At 73.6% G+C, this 14,169-nt stretch carries 13 protein-coding genes and 1 pseudogene; 6 read left to right on the top strand and 8 right to left on the bottom strand.

Going from position 1 to position 14,169, the window contains the following annotated elements; translation table 11 throughout:
- Positions 1–14: 14 nt before the first annotated feature.
- On the bottom strand, positions 15–230 hold the full coding sequence (locus ACF062_RS27230; protein WP_392142116.1) for an I78 family peptidase inhibitor: 216 nt from the start codon (positions 228–230) through the stop codon (positions 15–17).
- A gap of 379 nt (positions 231–609) precedes the next feature.
- Between ACF062_RS27230 and ACF062_RS27225 the strand changes: the two are divergent.
- Positions 610–789, top strand: a pseudogene (locus ACF062_RS27225) (cbb3-type cytochrome c oxidase subunit I); the annotation flags it as partial.
- Positions 790–800: 11 nt separating this feature from the next.
- Here the strand turns inward: ACF062_RS27225 and ACF062_RS27220 are convergent.
- The 5 genes from ACF062_RS27220 to ACF062_RS27200 all read right to left on the bottom strand — a co-directional run bounded on the left by ACF062_RS27220 (position 801) and on the right by ACF062_RS27200 (position 6,135).
- Positions 801–1,814, bottom strand: a complete 1,014-nt coding sequence (locus ACF062_RS27220) for a helix-turn-helix transcriptional regulator (RefSeq protein WP_392142114.1) — start codon at positions 1,812–1,814, stop codon at positions 801–803.
- 219 nt (positions 1,815–2,033) lie between these two features.
- Positions 2,034–2,903: a hypothetical protein gene (locus ACF062_RS27215; RefSeq protein WP_392142113.1), complete on the bottom strand. Its 870-nt coding sequence runs from the start codon at positions 2,901–2,903 to the stop codon at positions 2,034–2,036.
- A complete protein-coding gene (locus tag ACF062_RS27210; RefSeq protein WP_392142111.1) occupies positions 2,900–4,162 on the bottom strand; it encodes a glycosyltransferase family 4 protein in 1,263 nt (420 codons plus the stop codon). The genes ACF062_RS27215 and ACF062_RS27210 overlap by 4 nt, the downstream gene beginning before the upstream one ends.
- 163 nt (positions 4,163–4,325) lie before the next feature.
- Complete coding sequence (locus ACF062_RS27205) at positions 4,326–5,618, bottom strand: ABC transporter substrate-binding protein (protein ID WP_392142109.1); 1,293 nt, start codon at positions 5,616–5,618, stop codon at positions 4,326–4,328.
- The gene (locus ACF062_RS27200; RefSeq protein ID WP_392142107.1) at positions 5,593–6,135 is read right to left on the bottom strand and encodes a hypothetical protein; all 543 of its coding nucleotides are present in this window, start codon (positions 6,133–6,135) and stop codon (positions 5,593–5,595) included. The genes ACF062_RS27205 and ACF062_RS27200 overlap by 26 nt, the downstream gene beginning before the upstream one ends.
- Before the next feature lie 147 nt (positions 6,136–6,282).
- On the opposite strand from ACF062_RS27200, the gene ACF062_RS27195 reads away from it, so the two are divergent.
- The 3 genes from ACF062_RS27195 to ACF062_RS27185 are packed head-to-tail and all read left to right on the top strand — an operon-like array spanning position 6,283 to position 10,199.
- Positions 6,283–6,825: a hypothetical protein gene (locus ACF062_RS27195; protein WP_392142678.1), complete on the top strand. Its 543-nt coding sequence runs from the start codon at positions 6,283–6,285 to the stop codon at positions 6,823–6,825.
- Positions 6,826–6,829: 4 nt separating this feature from the next.
- Positions 6,830–9,511, top strand: coding sequence for an ATP-binding cassette domain-containing protein (locus ACF062_RS27190; RefSeq protein ID WP_392142105.1), 2,682 nt, complete (start codon positions 6,830–6,832; stop codon positions 9,509–9,511).
- Positions 9,512–9,521: 10 nt separating this feature from the next.
- Positions 9,522–10,199 (top strand): ABC transporter ATP-binding protein, encoded by a 678-nt coding sequence (locus ACF062_RS27185; RefSeq protein ID WP_392142103.1) that lies wholly within the window; start codon positions 9,522–9,524, stop codon positions 10,197–10,199.
- Here the strand turns inward: ACF062_RS27185 and ACF062_RS27180 are convergent.
- Entirely contained in the window at positions 10,180–10,839 is a 660-nt protein-coding gene (locus ACF062_RS27180) for a transglycosylase family protein (protein ID WP_392142101.1), read from the bottom strand. The genes ACF062_RS27185 and ACF062_RS27180 overlap by 20 nt on opposite strands.
- Positions 10,840–11,263: 424 nt before the next feature.
- Here ACF062_RS27180 and ACF062_RS27175 point away from each other — a divergent pair, with 424 nt between their 5' ends.
- Together ACF062_RS27175 and ACF062_RS27170 are read left to right on the top strand one after the other, a co-directional pair.
- Positions 11,264–12,046 carry a hypothetical protein gene (locus tag ACF062_RS27175; RefSeq protein WP_392142099.1) on the top strand — a complete coding sequence of 261 codons (783 nt, stop codon included), beginning with the start codon at positions 11,264–11,266 and terminating at the stop codon, positions 12,044–12,046.
- 158 nt (positions 12,047–12,204) lie between these two features.
- Positions 12,205–12,531 carry a hypothetical protein gene (locus ACF062_RS27170; RefSeq protein WP_392142097.1) on the top strand — a complete coding sequence of 109 codons (327 nt, stop codon included), beginning with the start codon at positions 12,205–12,207 and terminating at the stop codon, positions 12,529–12,531.
- Positions 12,532–12,626: 95 nt separating this feature from the next.
- Here ACF062_RS27170 and der read toward each other — a convergent pair whose 3' ends face one another.
- Entirely contained in the window at positions 12,627–14,105 is a 1,479-nt protein-coding gene (gene der / locus ACF062_RS27165) for a ribosome biogenesis GTPase Der (protein WP_223773822.1), read from the bottom strand.
- Positions 14,106–14,169: the final 64 nt, after the last annotated feature.

Genomic DNA, 14,169 nt, shown 5'->3' with positions numbered 1-14,169 from the left:
GTCGTGGCGGGCGCTCAGCCCTTCCAGGAGCGTGTCACGACGCCTTCCTGGATCTCGAAATTGAGCCGCCCCGCGAGGTACTCCATGGTGATGATCGCCCCCGGCGGCAGCGACCTGACGGTGGACCAGCCGTGCTCGCGCGCCTGCCGCTCGGCTGCTTCGGCCGCCAGGCCCACGTAACGGTCCGGGCTGTCCCGGGGCTCTGCGGGAGGGGTCGGAATAGGTGCCATGGACGCCACGTTAGGCGGCGCGGCGGCGCCGGGGAAGGCCGGGGGGCCGGACACCATGCGTCACGGATACCTCTCCGGTCACGCTTTTGTCACAGGATCACGACGTGCGTTTCGGTCGAACTCCGTCACACGTATGGGCGGTTCCGTACGTCTGACGGAGTAATTCCCGGAAGTCTTCGGACCACCGGGAAGCCGCCCCCACGACCCCGTCAATAGCGCACCCCGAATAATCGCGCGCCCTCTTTACGAACCCTCCGCATTTCGGAAACCAAGCCCCGAGGACCGGTGGTGACGGCGCATAGGGAATTCATGGTTCCGGCCCAGCGCCCCCCGCGCCGGCCGCCCGGAAGCGGCGTACGCCCCCTGTCGGAGTCGGCGGCTGATGATGCGGGCCGAGCTGGCCCGGCCGGGGCTCCAGCCGATGAGCAACGAGCAGTTCAACCAGGCCTTCACCATGCACGGCACGATCATGCTGCTCTTCGCGACGCCGACGTTCGCGGGCTTCGCCAACGAGATCATGCCGCTTCAGATCGGCTCGCCGGACGTCGCCTTCCCGCGGCGACGCGGCGTTCACGGCGCCGGCCGCGGACGACCGGGTCCCCGAGGATCCGCAGACGGAGCACCCCGGTCCAGGGCCCGGCTCAGGAGGTCCCTGAACGTCTCGATCCGGTCGGTGAGCTCGGCGGGCTCCACGACCTCGAACTCCAGCCCCATGAACATCACGTGGAAGACCATCACGTCCAGGCTCGCCGCCCCCGTGCGCAGCAGGCAGCTCCGCTCGGTCTCGGCCTCCAGGGTGCCGTCGGCCGGGGAGATCCGCTCGGCGGCTTCCGCCAGGGGCACGAGGAGGCGGATCACGGCCTGCGCGGCGAACGCGCGGGTGGAGACGCCCTGGGAGACGTACGCGGCCAGGTCGTCGGCGGGCGGGGTGCGCGGCGCGAAGCGCGGCCCGTGCGGCGGCTTCGGCGTGAGCCGGTCCACGCGGAACGTACGCCAGTCCTCGCGCTCCAGGTCCCACGCCACGAGGTACCAGCGGCGCTCGGTGCACACCAGGCGGTGCGGCTCCACGGTGCGGCGGCTCGAACTGCCCCCGTGGTCACGGTAGTCGAAGCGCAGCCGCTCCGAGTCCCGGCAGACGCCCGCGAGTTCGGTCAGGAGCGCGGGGTCCAGGCCCTGCTGACTCGGGGCGCGCAGCATCGGCACGGTGAAGGCGTGCAGGGCGCTCACCCTGCGGCGCAGCCTGCCCGGCAGCACCTGTTCCAGCTTGGTGAGCGCCCGTACCGAGGTCTCGCCGATGCCCTCGATGCCGTGCCCGGCGGCGGTGCGCAGCCCGACGGCGACCGCGACCGCCTCGTCGTCGTCCAGGAGCAGCGGCGGCAGCTCGGCCCCCGCGCCGAGCTGGTAGCCGCCGCCGGTGCCAGGGCTGGCGTTGACGGGGTAGCCGAGCTCGCGCAGCCGGTCCACGTCACGGCGGACGGTGCGCGAGGTGACGCCGAGGCGGTCGGCGAGGTCCGCGCCGGACCATTCGCGGTGGGCCTGCAACAGGGAGAGCAGGCGGAGCAGTCGTGCCGAGGTCTCCAACATGGACGCGATTGTGCCCGTCCTTCAGGACAGCGACGGTCCTCATTGACGGGGGCTGGGGACAGCCCCCGTCAGGGGGCGCGGGGAACTGCGCGAGCGGCCGAGGGCGGCCCGCGGTCGCCGTATGAACGTTGTTGGCAGGCGGTTGGCGTCTGCGGATGGTGGGTGGCTGATCGCGCAGTTCCCCGCGCCCCTTACGGGGCGGCCGTTCCCCCCGGAGAGCTATTCGTCCCTGGCCTCGCGCACGCGGACGGACAGGTCGTTGTCGATGGTGTAGTACGGGCCCGCCTCCAGCACCCCGTGCTCCGTCTCGCAGCGCACCACCGGATACGTGAAGATCGCCTTCTTGTCCGCCACGTCGTCCAGGAGCCGGGCCAGGCGCACGCGCGGTCCGCTCTCGCCGGCCGGGAGCAGCCACAGGTCCCAGGGGCCGGGCCCGCTCTCCGCGAGCAGGCCGTGGCGCAGCCCGAAGGCGAACAGCGGCCCCTCGGCGGTGACTTCGGCCCGGTGGACGAGGCCGGGCTCGGCGCGCCGGACGGCCTCGGCGTACGCGGCGTCGGTCAGCGAAGTGCCGTAGATCCGGCCGTGGACGGTCATGGCCCCGTCCGCCAGCTCGATCTCGCCGGCCTCGGCGTGCGGCGCCCGCAGCCAGCTGCGCACGGAGAGGTTGCCCTGCTTCGTCGCGTAGGGGATGCGTACCGCGACATGGCCGCGGCTGCCGCTGGGCGCGCGGTCGACCAGTGAGCGCAGGTCGTTCATGCCCGGTCTCAGGCGGCGCGGCTCACCGCCCGCGACCTGCGCGTACGCGTTCCAGCGGCCCTCGGCGAGCTCGACGGTGCTGGGCAGCGCGGCCCGCAGCCGCCCGTCGGCCGACGGGGAGAGCGGCAGCCGGACGTAGTCCTCGGCGGAGTCGGCGTCGCGGCGGCGCAGCAGCAGATGGGCGGCGTCCTCCGTCCCGGCCTCGCCGGGGTCCGTCACGTCGAAGGTGAGGCCCCCGGCCGAGTCGGCGACGCAGTCGGCGCGTGGCGCCGTGGACGCCTCGTGGTCGTCCTCGGCGTGCGACTCGGCGTGCGAGGTGGCCAAGGCCGTCATGCGGTCGATCCCTTCGTCTGGACGCGTCGGAGGTCCCGCACCGCGTACGCGCCCCCGAGCAGCGCGCCGCGCGTGCGGTGCAGGGAGCCGCGCAGCCGGCCCCCGAGCGAGCTTCCGCGGGTGAGCATCCCGGAGAACATCGCGTCGTAGCGCTCGGCTATGGCGGCCGGGTCGAAGCGCTCCGAGTCCTGGAGTGCCGCGTCCGCCATCCGGTGCCGGAGCGAGTCGTCGTTGATCAGTTCGAGCAGTCCGCCCGCGATGGCGTCGGGGTTGCCGACCTCGACGAGGCGCCCGTCGACGCCGTTGTCGATGATCTCGCCGGGGCCGTGCGGGCAGTCGGTGGCGACGACGGGCAGACCGCAGCGCATCGCCTCGACGATCGTCATGCCGAACGACTCCAGGCTGGAGGTGACGGCGGCGATGGAACCCTTGGCCCACTCGGGCTCGATGGGATGGGCGGGGCCCATGAGGAAGACGTGGTTGTACAGGCCCAGCTCGTCGATCAGGGCGCGCAGCTTCTCCTTCTGCTTGCCGCTGCCGTAGATCCGCAGCCGCCAGTCGGGGCGCTCGCGCCGCACCGTGTCGAAGGCCCTGATCAGCAGGTCGTACCGCTTGACGGGGGCGAGCCGCCCGGCCGCGACGACCCACTTGTGGGTGCCGTCGGCGGGCTCTATGCCGGGCGCGGGCACGGGGTTCGGCAGGGCCTGTACATGGACGCCGGGCAGCCGCATCTTGCGGGTGTAGGCGCGCGCGTCGGCCTCGGTCGTCGTGGTCAGGACGTCGAGGCGCGGGTAGACGCTGCGCAGCTGGCGGCGCAGTTCCCTGGAGTGGCTGTCGAGCGTGAGGTGCTCCTGGCCGACGCGCAGCGGGCCGCGCGCGGTCTGGCGGGCGATGTGCACGTTGAGCCCGGGCCTGGTGCCGACGACGACGTCCGCGTCGAGGGCCGCGAGGTGCGCGGCGATGCGCCGGTCGGTGAGGGCGCTGTACTGGTCGTAGCGGCCCTCGGCGCTCGGGAACGTCCGGGCGGGCCGCAGATACTCGGGGTCCTCCCCCTCGTAGCCCGGGCTGTCCTTGCGCGTGTCCACGAGGTGGCTCAGGCGGACGCGCTGGTCGGGCGCGAACACCGGCTCGTCGCGGTGCCGGAAGACGGAGACGATCTCGACGTCATGCTGCTGGGCCAGCGTGTTCGCCAGGTTGTACGTCGTCCGGATCGTCCCTCCGATCCCGTACGCGTTGTGTATCAGGAAAGAGATGTGCATGCGTCCCCGTATCCCGCGTTTCCATGCGGACAGTCCCCCTCGCCCGCCTACCGGAGGGTTAGACGGTAATTCTTGGCCAAGGGTTGGGTGCTAGCACCATCCTGTTTTGAAACAGATACGCGATCGAGAGCCAAGTACGGGAACTTCTCCGCGCCCTCACCCATCAAGGCTGGTAGGGGAGCTGCGGAACGTCGAAGCAGTTCTCGGCCATTTCTCCTCCTTGGGTGACCCAGCCTTTCCCGTCCCGCCAACGGGCCACCGACAGACACGTCCTGCGGTGTGCCGGGGGCTCGGACCGCTGTTCGAAGGTCACGGGCAGGAGCAGTCCGCGCGCCGAATACGGCTCGTTCCGGTTCATGTATCCGTCCACGCACGCGCGCGTGACCTCACTCTCTCCGCTCAGGCAGGCCTTCGCCGCGTCGGTGAACCACATGGCGGCGGCCCACCCCTCCAGTTGCCACTGGGAGAGCGTCTTCCCCTTCATGGCCGCGCGGAACTCCCGTACGGCCGGATGCTTGGTGTCCTCGTAGTTCCTGCTCGATCCGGTGGCCCACAGGGCGTTGCGGCAGCGCGGCGCGTCCTCGTAGTCCTCGCCGACGGTCGAGGTCCAGTTCTGCACGTTGGTGACCTTGGCGGTGACCTCCGCCCCGACCTCGTCCATCGCCTCGCACAGCCGGGCGTTGCCGTGCGTGTCCATCGCGTCGAAGACCAGGTCGGCGCCCTGCTCCTTCAGATCAGCGGCGGCCGCGCGGAAGTTGGGCAGCGCGAAGTCGACCTGTTCGGTGACCACTTTGTAGCCCTCCGCCTTCAGGCCCCTCGTGACGAGGCGGGCGTACGCGGCGGAGGCGGCCTGGTTGTAGGAGACGACGGCGGCGGTCCGCGCGCCGTGCTCCCGTTTGAAGTAGCGGTAGACCTCGGTGCCGCCGTACAGCTCGCCGTCCCAGCCGGGCTCGCCCTTGCGCGGGGCGAGGCTGCCGTAGATCCCGTACAGGTGCGGATACGTGTCGTACGCGGAGCCGATCGGCTGTCCGCCGATGTCGGGCACCCGCGCGCGGGAGACCCGGGAGGCGCCCGCGTAGTCCAGGGCGGCGGTGGCCACCAGCGCGACGACCTGCTGCTCCTCGACGAGCTCACGCACGCAGTCGTTGTTGCCGACGCCGCTGCCGCCGTCGTCACAGGTGCGCACCTCCACCTCGCGGCCCTGGATGCCGCCGCGCTCGTTCAGCCGGTCGAAGTACGCCTTCGCCCCGTCGCGCGGCCCGGTGAAGGCGGCGCCGCCCACCGGGCTGGTCGCGCTGGTGATGACGCCGACCCTGACCGGCGCGCCCCGCGCGGGCCCGGGCGCCGTGCCGCGCCGCTCGAAGTCGCTCTCGGGCAGCCGGGACCCGCAGGCCGCGCCGCCCACGAGGAGGGCCGCGACGAGCAGCGCCTCAACAGCCCGGGCCGGGCGACGCATTACCGCTCAGCTTCACCAGCGCGCAGAGCGTCTTGACCGACACCTTCCAGGTGCCGTCCTGGTCGACGGCCGTGCCGGAGGCGTCGGGCAGCGCGGTGGCACCCTTCAGGGTCAGCGCGTACGTGACGTCGGCCTCCTTGGCCGAGATGAACTCGACCTCGCCGACCTCCGCGGCGACCTGCTTGCCGCGCTCGTCGCCGCTGAAGCCCTCCAGGACGGCGCGCATCTTGGCCCCGTTCTCCAGGACGGCTTCCTTGTCCTTCAGCGAAACCTCGGGGTCGAAGAACTTCTCCCAGTTCTCCCGCACTTCCCTCTCCGCGGCCGCCGGGTCGGCGGGCGCGGTGGCGCCTTCGGTGTCGTCGGACGGCCCGCTCGTCTTCGCCACCGACGGCTCGGGCGGAGTGCCACCGCCACCGCCCCCGCTGTCGTCGCCGCAGGCCACGGCGGCCGGGCCGAGCAGCAGGGCCGCGGCGACCGCCAGCGTCGCGCCCCGCCTGGGGTTGCTCCCGAGAACCATCTGGCTCACCACCGGGTGTCGGTCCGGGCCGTGACGGCCCGGTGCTTTCAGGGTCAGCTCGCAGAAGGCATAGTGCAAGCCATCGGCTGACATGGACAGCCCACCGACGTTGCTGATGTGACCGACGACGTGTCCCAGGGGGCCTCGATGCGGGCGGCTCAGACAGTTCGGACGGCCGGTGCGCCCGGCCCGACCCGGCCGCGCGCCGCGCACCCCGTGCTGTGGGCGGCCTTCGCGGCGCTCGCCGGCGGCGCGGTGCTCTGCGTGCTCGGCTGGTACGGCGTCTCGGGGGAACGCTTCGCCGAGCGGCAGCTGCCCTACCTCGCCTCCTGCACGGTGCCGGGCGCCGCGCTGATCGTGGCGGGCGCGGTGCTCCTCACCCACGGCAGGAGCGCCCTGGCGGCGGCGCGCGTCGAGGAGTTGTACGGCCTGCTGGTGGCGACCGGCACCACCGAGGACGACGAGCGGCCCAAGGCTCCCGTGGCCACCAGCGGCGCGCTCCTCATGGTCCCCGGCGGCACGCTCTGGCACCGCGCGGACTGCCCCCTGGTCGCGGGCAAGCCGGAGGCGGTCCCCGCGGACGCCACGATCCTCGCCGCGGGCGCCCTGGCCCCCTGCCCGGTCTGCGAACCGGAGCGCCCGGAGCCGGGCGCCCCGCCGGCCGCCCCCGAACCGGCCCCGGGACCCTGACCCGGTGGCGTCCCTGAGCTACGACCTGACGCTGGCCGGGCTCTCGGTCGGCGGCGCCGCCGCCCTCACCGGCATCGGCCTGATCGTCACGTACCGCGCCACCGGTGTCCTCAACTTCGCGCACGGCGCGATCGCCATGGTCTGCGCCTACGTCCTGCGCCAGCTGACGGCGGAATGGCACTGGCCGCTGCCGCTCGCCGCGGCGCTCACCCTGCTCGTCGTCGCACCCGGCATCGGCCTGCTCCTCGACCGCGCGGTCTTCCGCCCCCTGGCGGTCCTCGGCGGCGATCCCGCCCAGACGCTGGTCGCCTCCCTCGGCGTCTTCGTCCTCCTCGTCGGCGGCGCCGCCCTGCTGTGGGGCCCGGGCGCGCGCGACGACGCCCCCGCCCTGCTCCCGGCCACCGCATGTGTTCCGCTGGGGGCGGCCCTCGCCCTCGCGGCGGCCGTCGGGGCCGTCACCCGATGGACCCGCTTCGGCGGCGCGCTGCGCGCGGTGGTCGACGACCGCGGGCTCGCCGTGCTCCATGGCGTCGACGCGGACCGGGTGGCCGCGGCGGGCTGGGCCTTCGGCTCCTTCACGGCGGGCCTCACCGGCGTCCTCCTCGCCCCCTTCGTACGCCTGGACCCGTACGGCATGCCACTGCTGGTGATGGAGGTGGTCGCGGTGGCGGTGGCGGCCGGGATGCGCAGCCTGCCCGTCGCGGTCACCGTGGCCCTCGGGCTCGGGGTGGCGCAGAGCCAGTTGACGCGCCTGCACCCGCAGGGCCCGGCGGAACAGCTCGTGCAGACCGCGGGGGCGAACCTCTTCGTGATCGCGCTCCTGTTCGCCGCCCTCGTCCTGCCCGGCATCGGGTCCAAGGACGCGCTCCCGCGCACGGCGACGGCCCGGGTGCCGACCCCGCCGGGCGCCTGGATAGTGGCCGCGGTCCTCTTCCTCATCCCCCTCGGCTTCGCGGGCACGGACCTGACGACCGCCGTCCAGGTCCCGGCGCTCGCGGTCATCCTCCTGTCCCTGGTGATCGTCACGGGCCGCGGCGGCCAGATCTCCCTCGGCCAGGCGGCGTACGCGGGCCTCGGCGCCCTGTTCACCGCCCTCCTCGCGGCGGGCCGCTTCCCCGGCCTGCCCGCACTCCCGCACCTGCCGGCCCTGGCCGTGGCGGTCCTGCTCGTCGCGCCGCTGGGCCTGCTCACCGGCTGGCCCGCGATCAGCCGCCGCGGCCTGGCGCTGGCCCTCGCGACGTTCGCGGTCGGCGTGGGCGCCAGCCGCTTCGTGTTCACCCAGCCGTACGCGACCTCGGGGCTGACCGTGGACCGCCCCGCGGGCCTCGCGGGCGACCGCGCCTACTACGTCCTCGAACTCGCGCTCCTGGCCGGGGCGTTGCTCGTCGTCACCGCGCTGCGACGAGGCCGTACGGGGCGTGCCCTCGCGGCGATGCGGGACCACGAGGCGGGAGCCGCGGCCGCGGGGGTGCCCGTGCGGGCCCTCAAGCTCGGGGCGTTCGTCACCGGGGCGGCGCTGGCCGCGCTGGGCGGTGGGATGCTCGCGATGGGCCAGCGGGCGTTCGACTCGGGGGCGTACGACCCCGTGCGCGGGCTCCTCTGGTTCGCGGCGGTGGTGGTCCTCGGGTCGGACAGCGTCCTTGGGGCACTGGCGGCCGCGGCCCTGCTGGTCGGCCTGGACGCGGGGGCCCGGGGCGGCGTCGCCGCGGCGGTGGTCGGCGTCCTCGCGGTGCTGATCGGCCGCTTCCCCGGCGGGCCCTACGAGGCGCTGCGCACCGCCACGCGCCGCCTCCACCGCCCGGTCCGCCTCACCGCCCTCGGCACGGCCGCCCGCGACGCCCTCCGCCGCGCCCCGCAGGCCCCGCCCCGGGAGACCGTCGGGCACCCACGCCCGGCGCCCCGCCCGCCGGCCACGCCCCCGCGCCGCCCCCGTCCCGCCACCCCCAGCAGCCTCGGCGGCCCCGGGGGGCCACCGCCGCTGACGGCCCACCACCTCACCCTCGCCTACGACGGGTTCACCGCCCTGCGCGACGTGACCCTCACCGTTCCCCGCGGCCGGGTCACCGCGATCGTGGGCCCCAACGGCGCGGGCAAGAGCACCCTCTTCCACTGCCTGGCCGGCACCCTGCGCCCCGACACGGGCCGCGTCACACTCGGCGCGCGCGACATCACGAGGCTCCCCGCCCACGCCCGTACGCGCCTCGGCATGGCCCGCACCTTCCAGCAACCGGCGCTCTTCCCGTCCCTGACGATCGCGGAGAACGTCCGGGTGGGCGCGGAACAGAACCCCGGGTCCGTGCCCCGGGCCACTCCCCTCGCGCTCCGCCTCCTGGACCTCACGCACCTCCGCACCCGCCCCGCGACCGGCCTCCCCACCGGCACGCTGCGCCGCACCGAACTCGCCAGAGCCCTCGCCGGCACGCCCCACACCCTGCTCCTGGACGAGCCTGCCGCCGGCCTGGACGACGCCGAGGCGGCCGCCCTGGCCACCCTCCTGCGCGCCCTGGCGGCCGACGGCATGGCGCTCCTCGTCGTCGAGCACGACCTCGACCTGGTGGCGGACCTAGCCGACACCGTGCACGTGATGGCGGCGGGCCGCATCGTCGCCTCCGGCCCACCGCACCACGTACTGGAAACGACCACCAGAGCACGGGAAGCGGCCCCCGAAGCAGGGCACGTCGAATGAGAGGCGCCGCATGAGGGGCATCGAACTGCGCGACGCCCACGTCCGCTACGGCCCCCTGGAGGCCCTGCACGGCATCTCGCTGGCCGCGCCCACCGCCGCCCTCACCATCCTCCTGGGCCGCAACGGCTCCGGGCGCACCACGGCCCTGCGCGCCCTGGCCGGCACGCTCCCCCTCTCCTCGGGAGCCGTGCTCCACGACGGGCGTGACATCACCCGCAGCCCGGCCCACGAACGGGCGGCCCGCGGCCTGTGCTTCGTACCGGACCGCCGGGCGGTGTTCTCCTCCCTCACCGTCGCGCAGAACCTGGAGCTCTCCCGCGCCGACGGCGGCTTCGGCCACGCCCTGACCGCCTATCCCGAGCTGCGCCCCCTGCTGGCCCGCCGCGCGGGCACCCTCTCGGGCGGCGAGCAACGCATGCTCGCCCTCTCCCGGGCCCTGCTCGCGCGGGCCTCGGTGATCCTCGTGGACGAACCGACGCAGGGCATGTCACCGCCCGTCGCGGCCCGGAGCCACGCCCTGCTGGCCGGCCTGGCGGGCCCGGACACCTGCGTGGTCGTGGCCGAGCAGCGGCTGCCGCCCGCCTGGCGCGGACGCGCGAGACGGACGGCGGTCCTGGTGCATGAGCTGCGCCGGGGCGCGGTGGTCCGCAGCGGTGAGGCGGCGGAGTTCAGCGCCGCCCGGGAATGACGAGCCGCGCGCCGGTGCCGAGCAGGTGCGGGTTGCTCCCCACGACGCCCTCGTTGGCCTGGTGGAGGGCCTTCCAGCCCCCCTTGACGCCGTACCGCTGGGCGATCGAGCTCAGCGTCTCCCCGCGCGCGACGACGTGCGCACCCTGTCCGCCCCGCCCCCGCGCGCCCCGGGCGCCCCGATCACCCCGGTCGCCCCGCTCGCCCTGTTCACGCCGGTCGAACCTGTCGATACGGACCTTCTTGGAGCAGGAGGGCCAGGCCTTCCAGCCCTGCGTACGCAGCACCTTCTCGGCGACCTTGATCTGTTCCTTCCTGGTGGCGAGATCGGCGCGCGGCGCGTACTTGAGCCCGCCGTACGCCTCCCAGGTGGGCTGCCAGAACTGGAGCCCTCCGTAGTAGCCGTTGCCCGTGTTGGTCTGCCAGTCGCCGCCGCTCTCGCACTGGGCGAGGCAGTCCCAGGGCCCCTTGGCGGTGGAACAGTCGAACTCCGCGGGCGGGGCCGCAGGCAGCGACGGCGGAGCCGCGGCGGCGGTGGCCGGTGGCAGCGCCACCGCGGCCAGGGCCACGCCCACGACCACGCTCATGGACGTGAGACGCGCGGCCGGCGTCGGATTCGTCAGATAATGCGTCAGGTGCATCGGGTCACGCTAGGCAGCGACGGCGCGGCCCCGGGGCATGCCGCGCCGCCGCGGCCGCGACCCCACCCGGACGGAGGCTCGGGCCAGGCAGGCCCATCGGTGGTCCAGACCAATTCTGCGTTACCTCCGGTAACGGCGGGATCCGGCCACCCGCTTCATTCGCTGTTATCCGCATTTATCGACCAGCGACCCCCTGAATCCATGACCCACCCCACCGGTCCAACTCCCTTGTGCGGCACACCCGTTGATGCGCAGTGACGCATTCCGGCGGTCGGCTCACGTTCTGCCGTGGATGGTTCGATTCCGTTCACCGCCATCCGTGACTTGCGCCACTGATCCGCCGTTGTCTTCTCATGAGCCGGGCACCCCCCGGCTCGGCACACCCGCCCCAAGCACCCCCTGTGACGATCCCGAGGAGCCACCCGTGCCGCGCATGCTCGACGTCAGCGACGACGTACGCGCCGAGATCGGCGACGAAGAAGCCGACCGGCTGCTCGCCGGAGAGAACACCCCGGGCAGTTACGACTGCACGTCCTGCCGCACTCCGGGCGACTCCGAACAGGAACGCACCAGCACGGTCCTGTTCATCGGCGACGAGACCGCCGTGCTCGCCTTCGCCCACGCCACCTGCCTGCCCTCCCAGATCGTCACGGTCTCCGAGGAGCAGCTCCAGGGAGCCGTGCGGTCCATCACCGGCGAGGACGCCCAGGGACCCGGCGACACCGCCCCCAGCCAGGCCGTGCTCGGCGTGACCAGCGGCCTGGTCCTCATCGAGGGCGAGCTGCGCCCCGCGCTCGTCGTGGAGCCCACCGGGCCCATCGCCCGCCCGGGCACCGCGACCGACAGCGGCGACGAATTCCTGCCGCTCCTGATCGAGCAGGGCTTCATGCCGGTGGTCTCCCTCAACGGCCTCCCGCCCGTGCTCCACGGCTGGTCGGTACTGCTCGCCATGGGGCGGCTGCACGCCGTCCTGCAACCCGGCACGGCCGGCGGTTCCCCCGTCGCCTGGTGGCAGGCGCACCAGCCGCTCCAGGTCACCGAGGCGTGGCGGGCCGCGGCGAACAAGACGCAGAGCGTGCTGCTCTTCGCCGCCCCGGCCGGCTCCATCGGCCGCCAGCCGCGCGAGGACCTGCTGCGGGACGCCCTGGACAGGACCGCGGCCCGCGGACAGCTCGTCGCGTCCATGATGCCGCTCGCCGGAACCTGACCGGGCCGGGCGGCGGACACCCGCCCGGCCCGGACACGGACCCGACCGGGTGCCCGCGCAAGCCTCCCGAGCCGCGAACGCGCCGGTCACGCTCCTGCCCGAGCCGGAAAGCGACGCCGCCCCCGCATCCGTCGGGCGGCGGTTTCGTTGGCACAGACGTGCACACATACGACCCCTCCCGCTCCCGACCGGCGTATCAGAACCCGATCCCGTCCATGCGCACCGCGCAGGACGCCACGGGCGAGCGCTCGGCCACACCGATCTACGACACGCTGTACTCGGAGTACCGCCGGGCCTTCCGGGCCCTGCCGGGCGACCGCAGCGGCGAGGAGCATCTGGGGTTCACCGCCTTCGGCACGGGGCCGTACGGCACGCAGTACTTCGGGCAGTTCCAGCTGGGCCGCTACGGCCAGCACGACCCGCACGCCACGGGCCACCACCACGCCCCCGCGGCCCTGCCACCGGCCCCCCGCCGCGAGCTCTGAGAGCCCCGGACACAGCGAAATGCCCGGCCCCCTGGAATCGGGGGCCGGGCATTCACGTACGTACACCCATTTGGCGGCGTACACCCACTTGGCGGCTACTTCTTGCGGCCGCGCTTCTCGCGCACCCGCACCGAGATGTGGATCGGCGTGCCCTCGAAGCCGAACTCCTCGCGCAGGCGGCGCTCCAGGAAGCGGCGGTAGCCCGCCTCGATGAAGCCCGACGCGAAGAAGACGAAGCGCGGCGGCTTCGTGCCCGCCTGGGTGCCGAAGAGGATGCGGGGCTGCTTGCCGCCGCGCACCGGGTGCGGGTGGGAGGCGACGATCTCGCCCAGGAACGCGTTCAGCCGTCCGGTCGGCACGCGCGTCTCCCAGCCCGCGAGGGCCGTCTCGATCGCCGGGACGAGCTTCTCCATGTGCCGGCCGGTGGCCGCGGAGACGTTGACGCGGGGCGCCCAGGCGACCTGCGCGAGCTCCGTCTCGATCTCCCGCTCCAGGTAGTAGCGGCGCTCCTCGTCGAGGGTGTCCCACTTGTTGTACGCCACCACGATCGCGCGGCCCGCCTCGACGGCCATGGTCACGATGCGCTGGTCCTGGACCGAGATGCTCTCGGAGGCGTCGATGAGGATCACCGCGACCTCCGCCTTCTCCACGGCGGCGGCGGTGCGCAGCGAGGCGTAGTAGTCGGCACCCTGCTGGAGGTGGACGCGCTTGCGGATGCCCGCCGTGTCGACGAACTTCCAGACGACGCCGCCCAGCTCGATGAGCTCGTCGACCGGGTCACGGGTGGTGCCCGCCATCTCGTTGACGACCACGCGGTCCTCGTTCGCCACCTTGTTCAGGAGGGAGGACTTGCCGACGTTCGGACGGCCGATGAGCGCGATGCGGCGGGGGCCGCCGATGGCCGTGCCGAAGGTCTGCTCGGGCGCCTCGGGCAGCGCCTCAAGGACGGCGTCCAGCATGTCGCCGGTGCCGCGGCCGTGCAGCGCGGAGACGGGGTGCGGCTCGCCGAGGCCGAGCGCCCACAGGGCGGTGGCGTCGGCCTCGCCGGAGGGGCCGTCGACCTTGTTGGCGCACAGGACGACGGGCTTGCCGGCCTTGCGCAGCAGGCGCACGACGGCCTCGTCGGTGTCGGTGGCGCCGACCGTGGCGTCGACGACGAAGACCACGGCGTCCGCGGCCTCGATGGCGTACTCCGCCTGGGCGGCGACGGACGCGTCGATGCCGAGCACGTCCTGCTCCCAGCCGCCGGTGTCGACGAGCTTGAAGCGGCGGCCCGACCACTCGGCCTCGTAGGTGACGCGGTCGCGGGTCACGCCGGGGCGGTCCTCCACGACGGCCTCGCGGCGGCCGATGATGCGATTCACCAAAGTCGACTTGCCGACGTTGGGGCGGCCGATGACGGCGAGGACGGGCAGCGGGCCGTGGCCCGCCTCCTCGATGGCGCCCTCGACGTCCTCGACGTCGAAGCCCTCCTCGGCGGCGAGCTCCATGAACTGCGCGTACTCGGCGTCGCCGAGCGCCCCGTGGTCGTGCTCGGCGAAGCCGTCGCCCTCGGGCTGGATCTGGTCGCTCATGAAGTCCGTACCTCGTCGTTCATCGTGGTGATCGGTGCAGCGGCCCGTACGTCGGACCGGGGCA

Origin of the sequence: Streptomyces sp. NPDC015345, from assembly GCF_043078805.1 — a bacterium.
In the GTDB taxonomy this organism is placed as follows: Bacteria; Actinomycetota; Actinomycetes; order Streptomycetales; family Streptomycetaceae; genus Streptomyces.
Note: the sequence above shows the minus strand (reverse complement) of the source record. Positions and strands in the feature narration are given on the sequence as shown.

Coding starts and splice junctions, on each gene's coding strand:
- ACF062_RS27195 (WP_392142678.1), top strand. CDS start 6,283: ATGCGGGCGGCTCAGACAGTTCGGACGGCCGGTGCGCCCGGCCCGACC.
- ACF062_RS27180 (WP_392142101.1), bottom strand. CDS start 10,839: ATGCACCTGACGCATTATCTGACGAATCCGACGCCGGCCGCGCGTCTC.
- ACF062_RS27215 (WP_392142113.1), bottom strand. CDS start 2,903: ATGACGGCCTTGGCCACCTCGCACGCCGAGTCGCACGCCGAGGACGAC.
- ACF062_RS27210 (WP_392142111.1), bottom strand. CDS start 4,162: ATGCACATCTCTTTCCTGATACACAACGCGTACGGGATCGGAGGGACG.
- ACF062_RS27230 (WP_392142116.1), bottom strand. CDS start 230: ATGGCACCTATTCCGACCCCTCCCGCAGAGCCCCGGGACAGCCCGGAC.
- der (WP_223773822.1), bottom strand. CDS start 14,105: ATGAGCGACCAGATCCAGCCCGAGGGCGACGGCTTCGCCGAGCACGAC.
- ACF062_RS27220 (WP_392142114.1), bottom strand. CDS start 1,814: ATGTTGGAGACCTCGGCACGACTGCTCCGCCTGCTCTCCCTGTTGCAG.
- ACF062_RS27205 (WP_392142109.1), bottom strand. CDS start 5,618: ATGCGTCGCCCGGCCCGGGCTGTTGAGGCGCTGCTCGTCGCGGCCCTC.
- ACF062_RS27185 (WP_392142103.1), top strand. CDS start 9,522: ATGAGGGGCATCGAACTGCGCGACGCCCACGTCCGCTACGGCCCCCTG.
- ACF062_RS27200 (WP_392142107.1), bottom strand. CDS start 6,135: ATGGTTCTCGGGAGCAACCCCAGGCGGGGCGCGACGCTGGCGGTCGCC.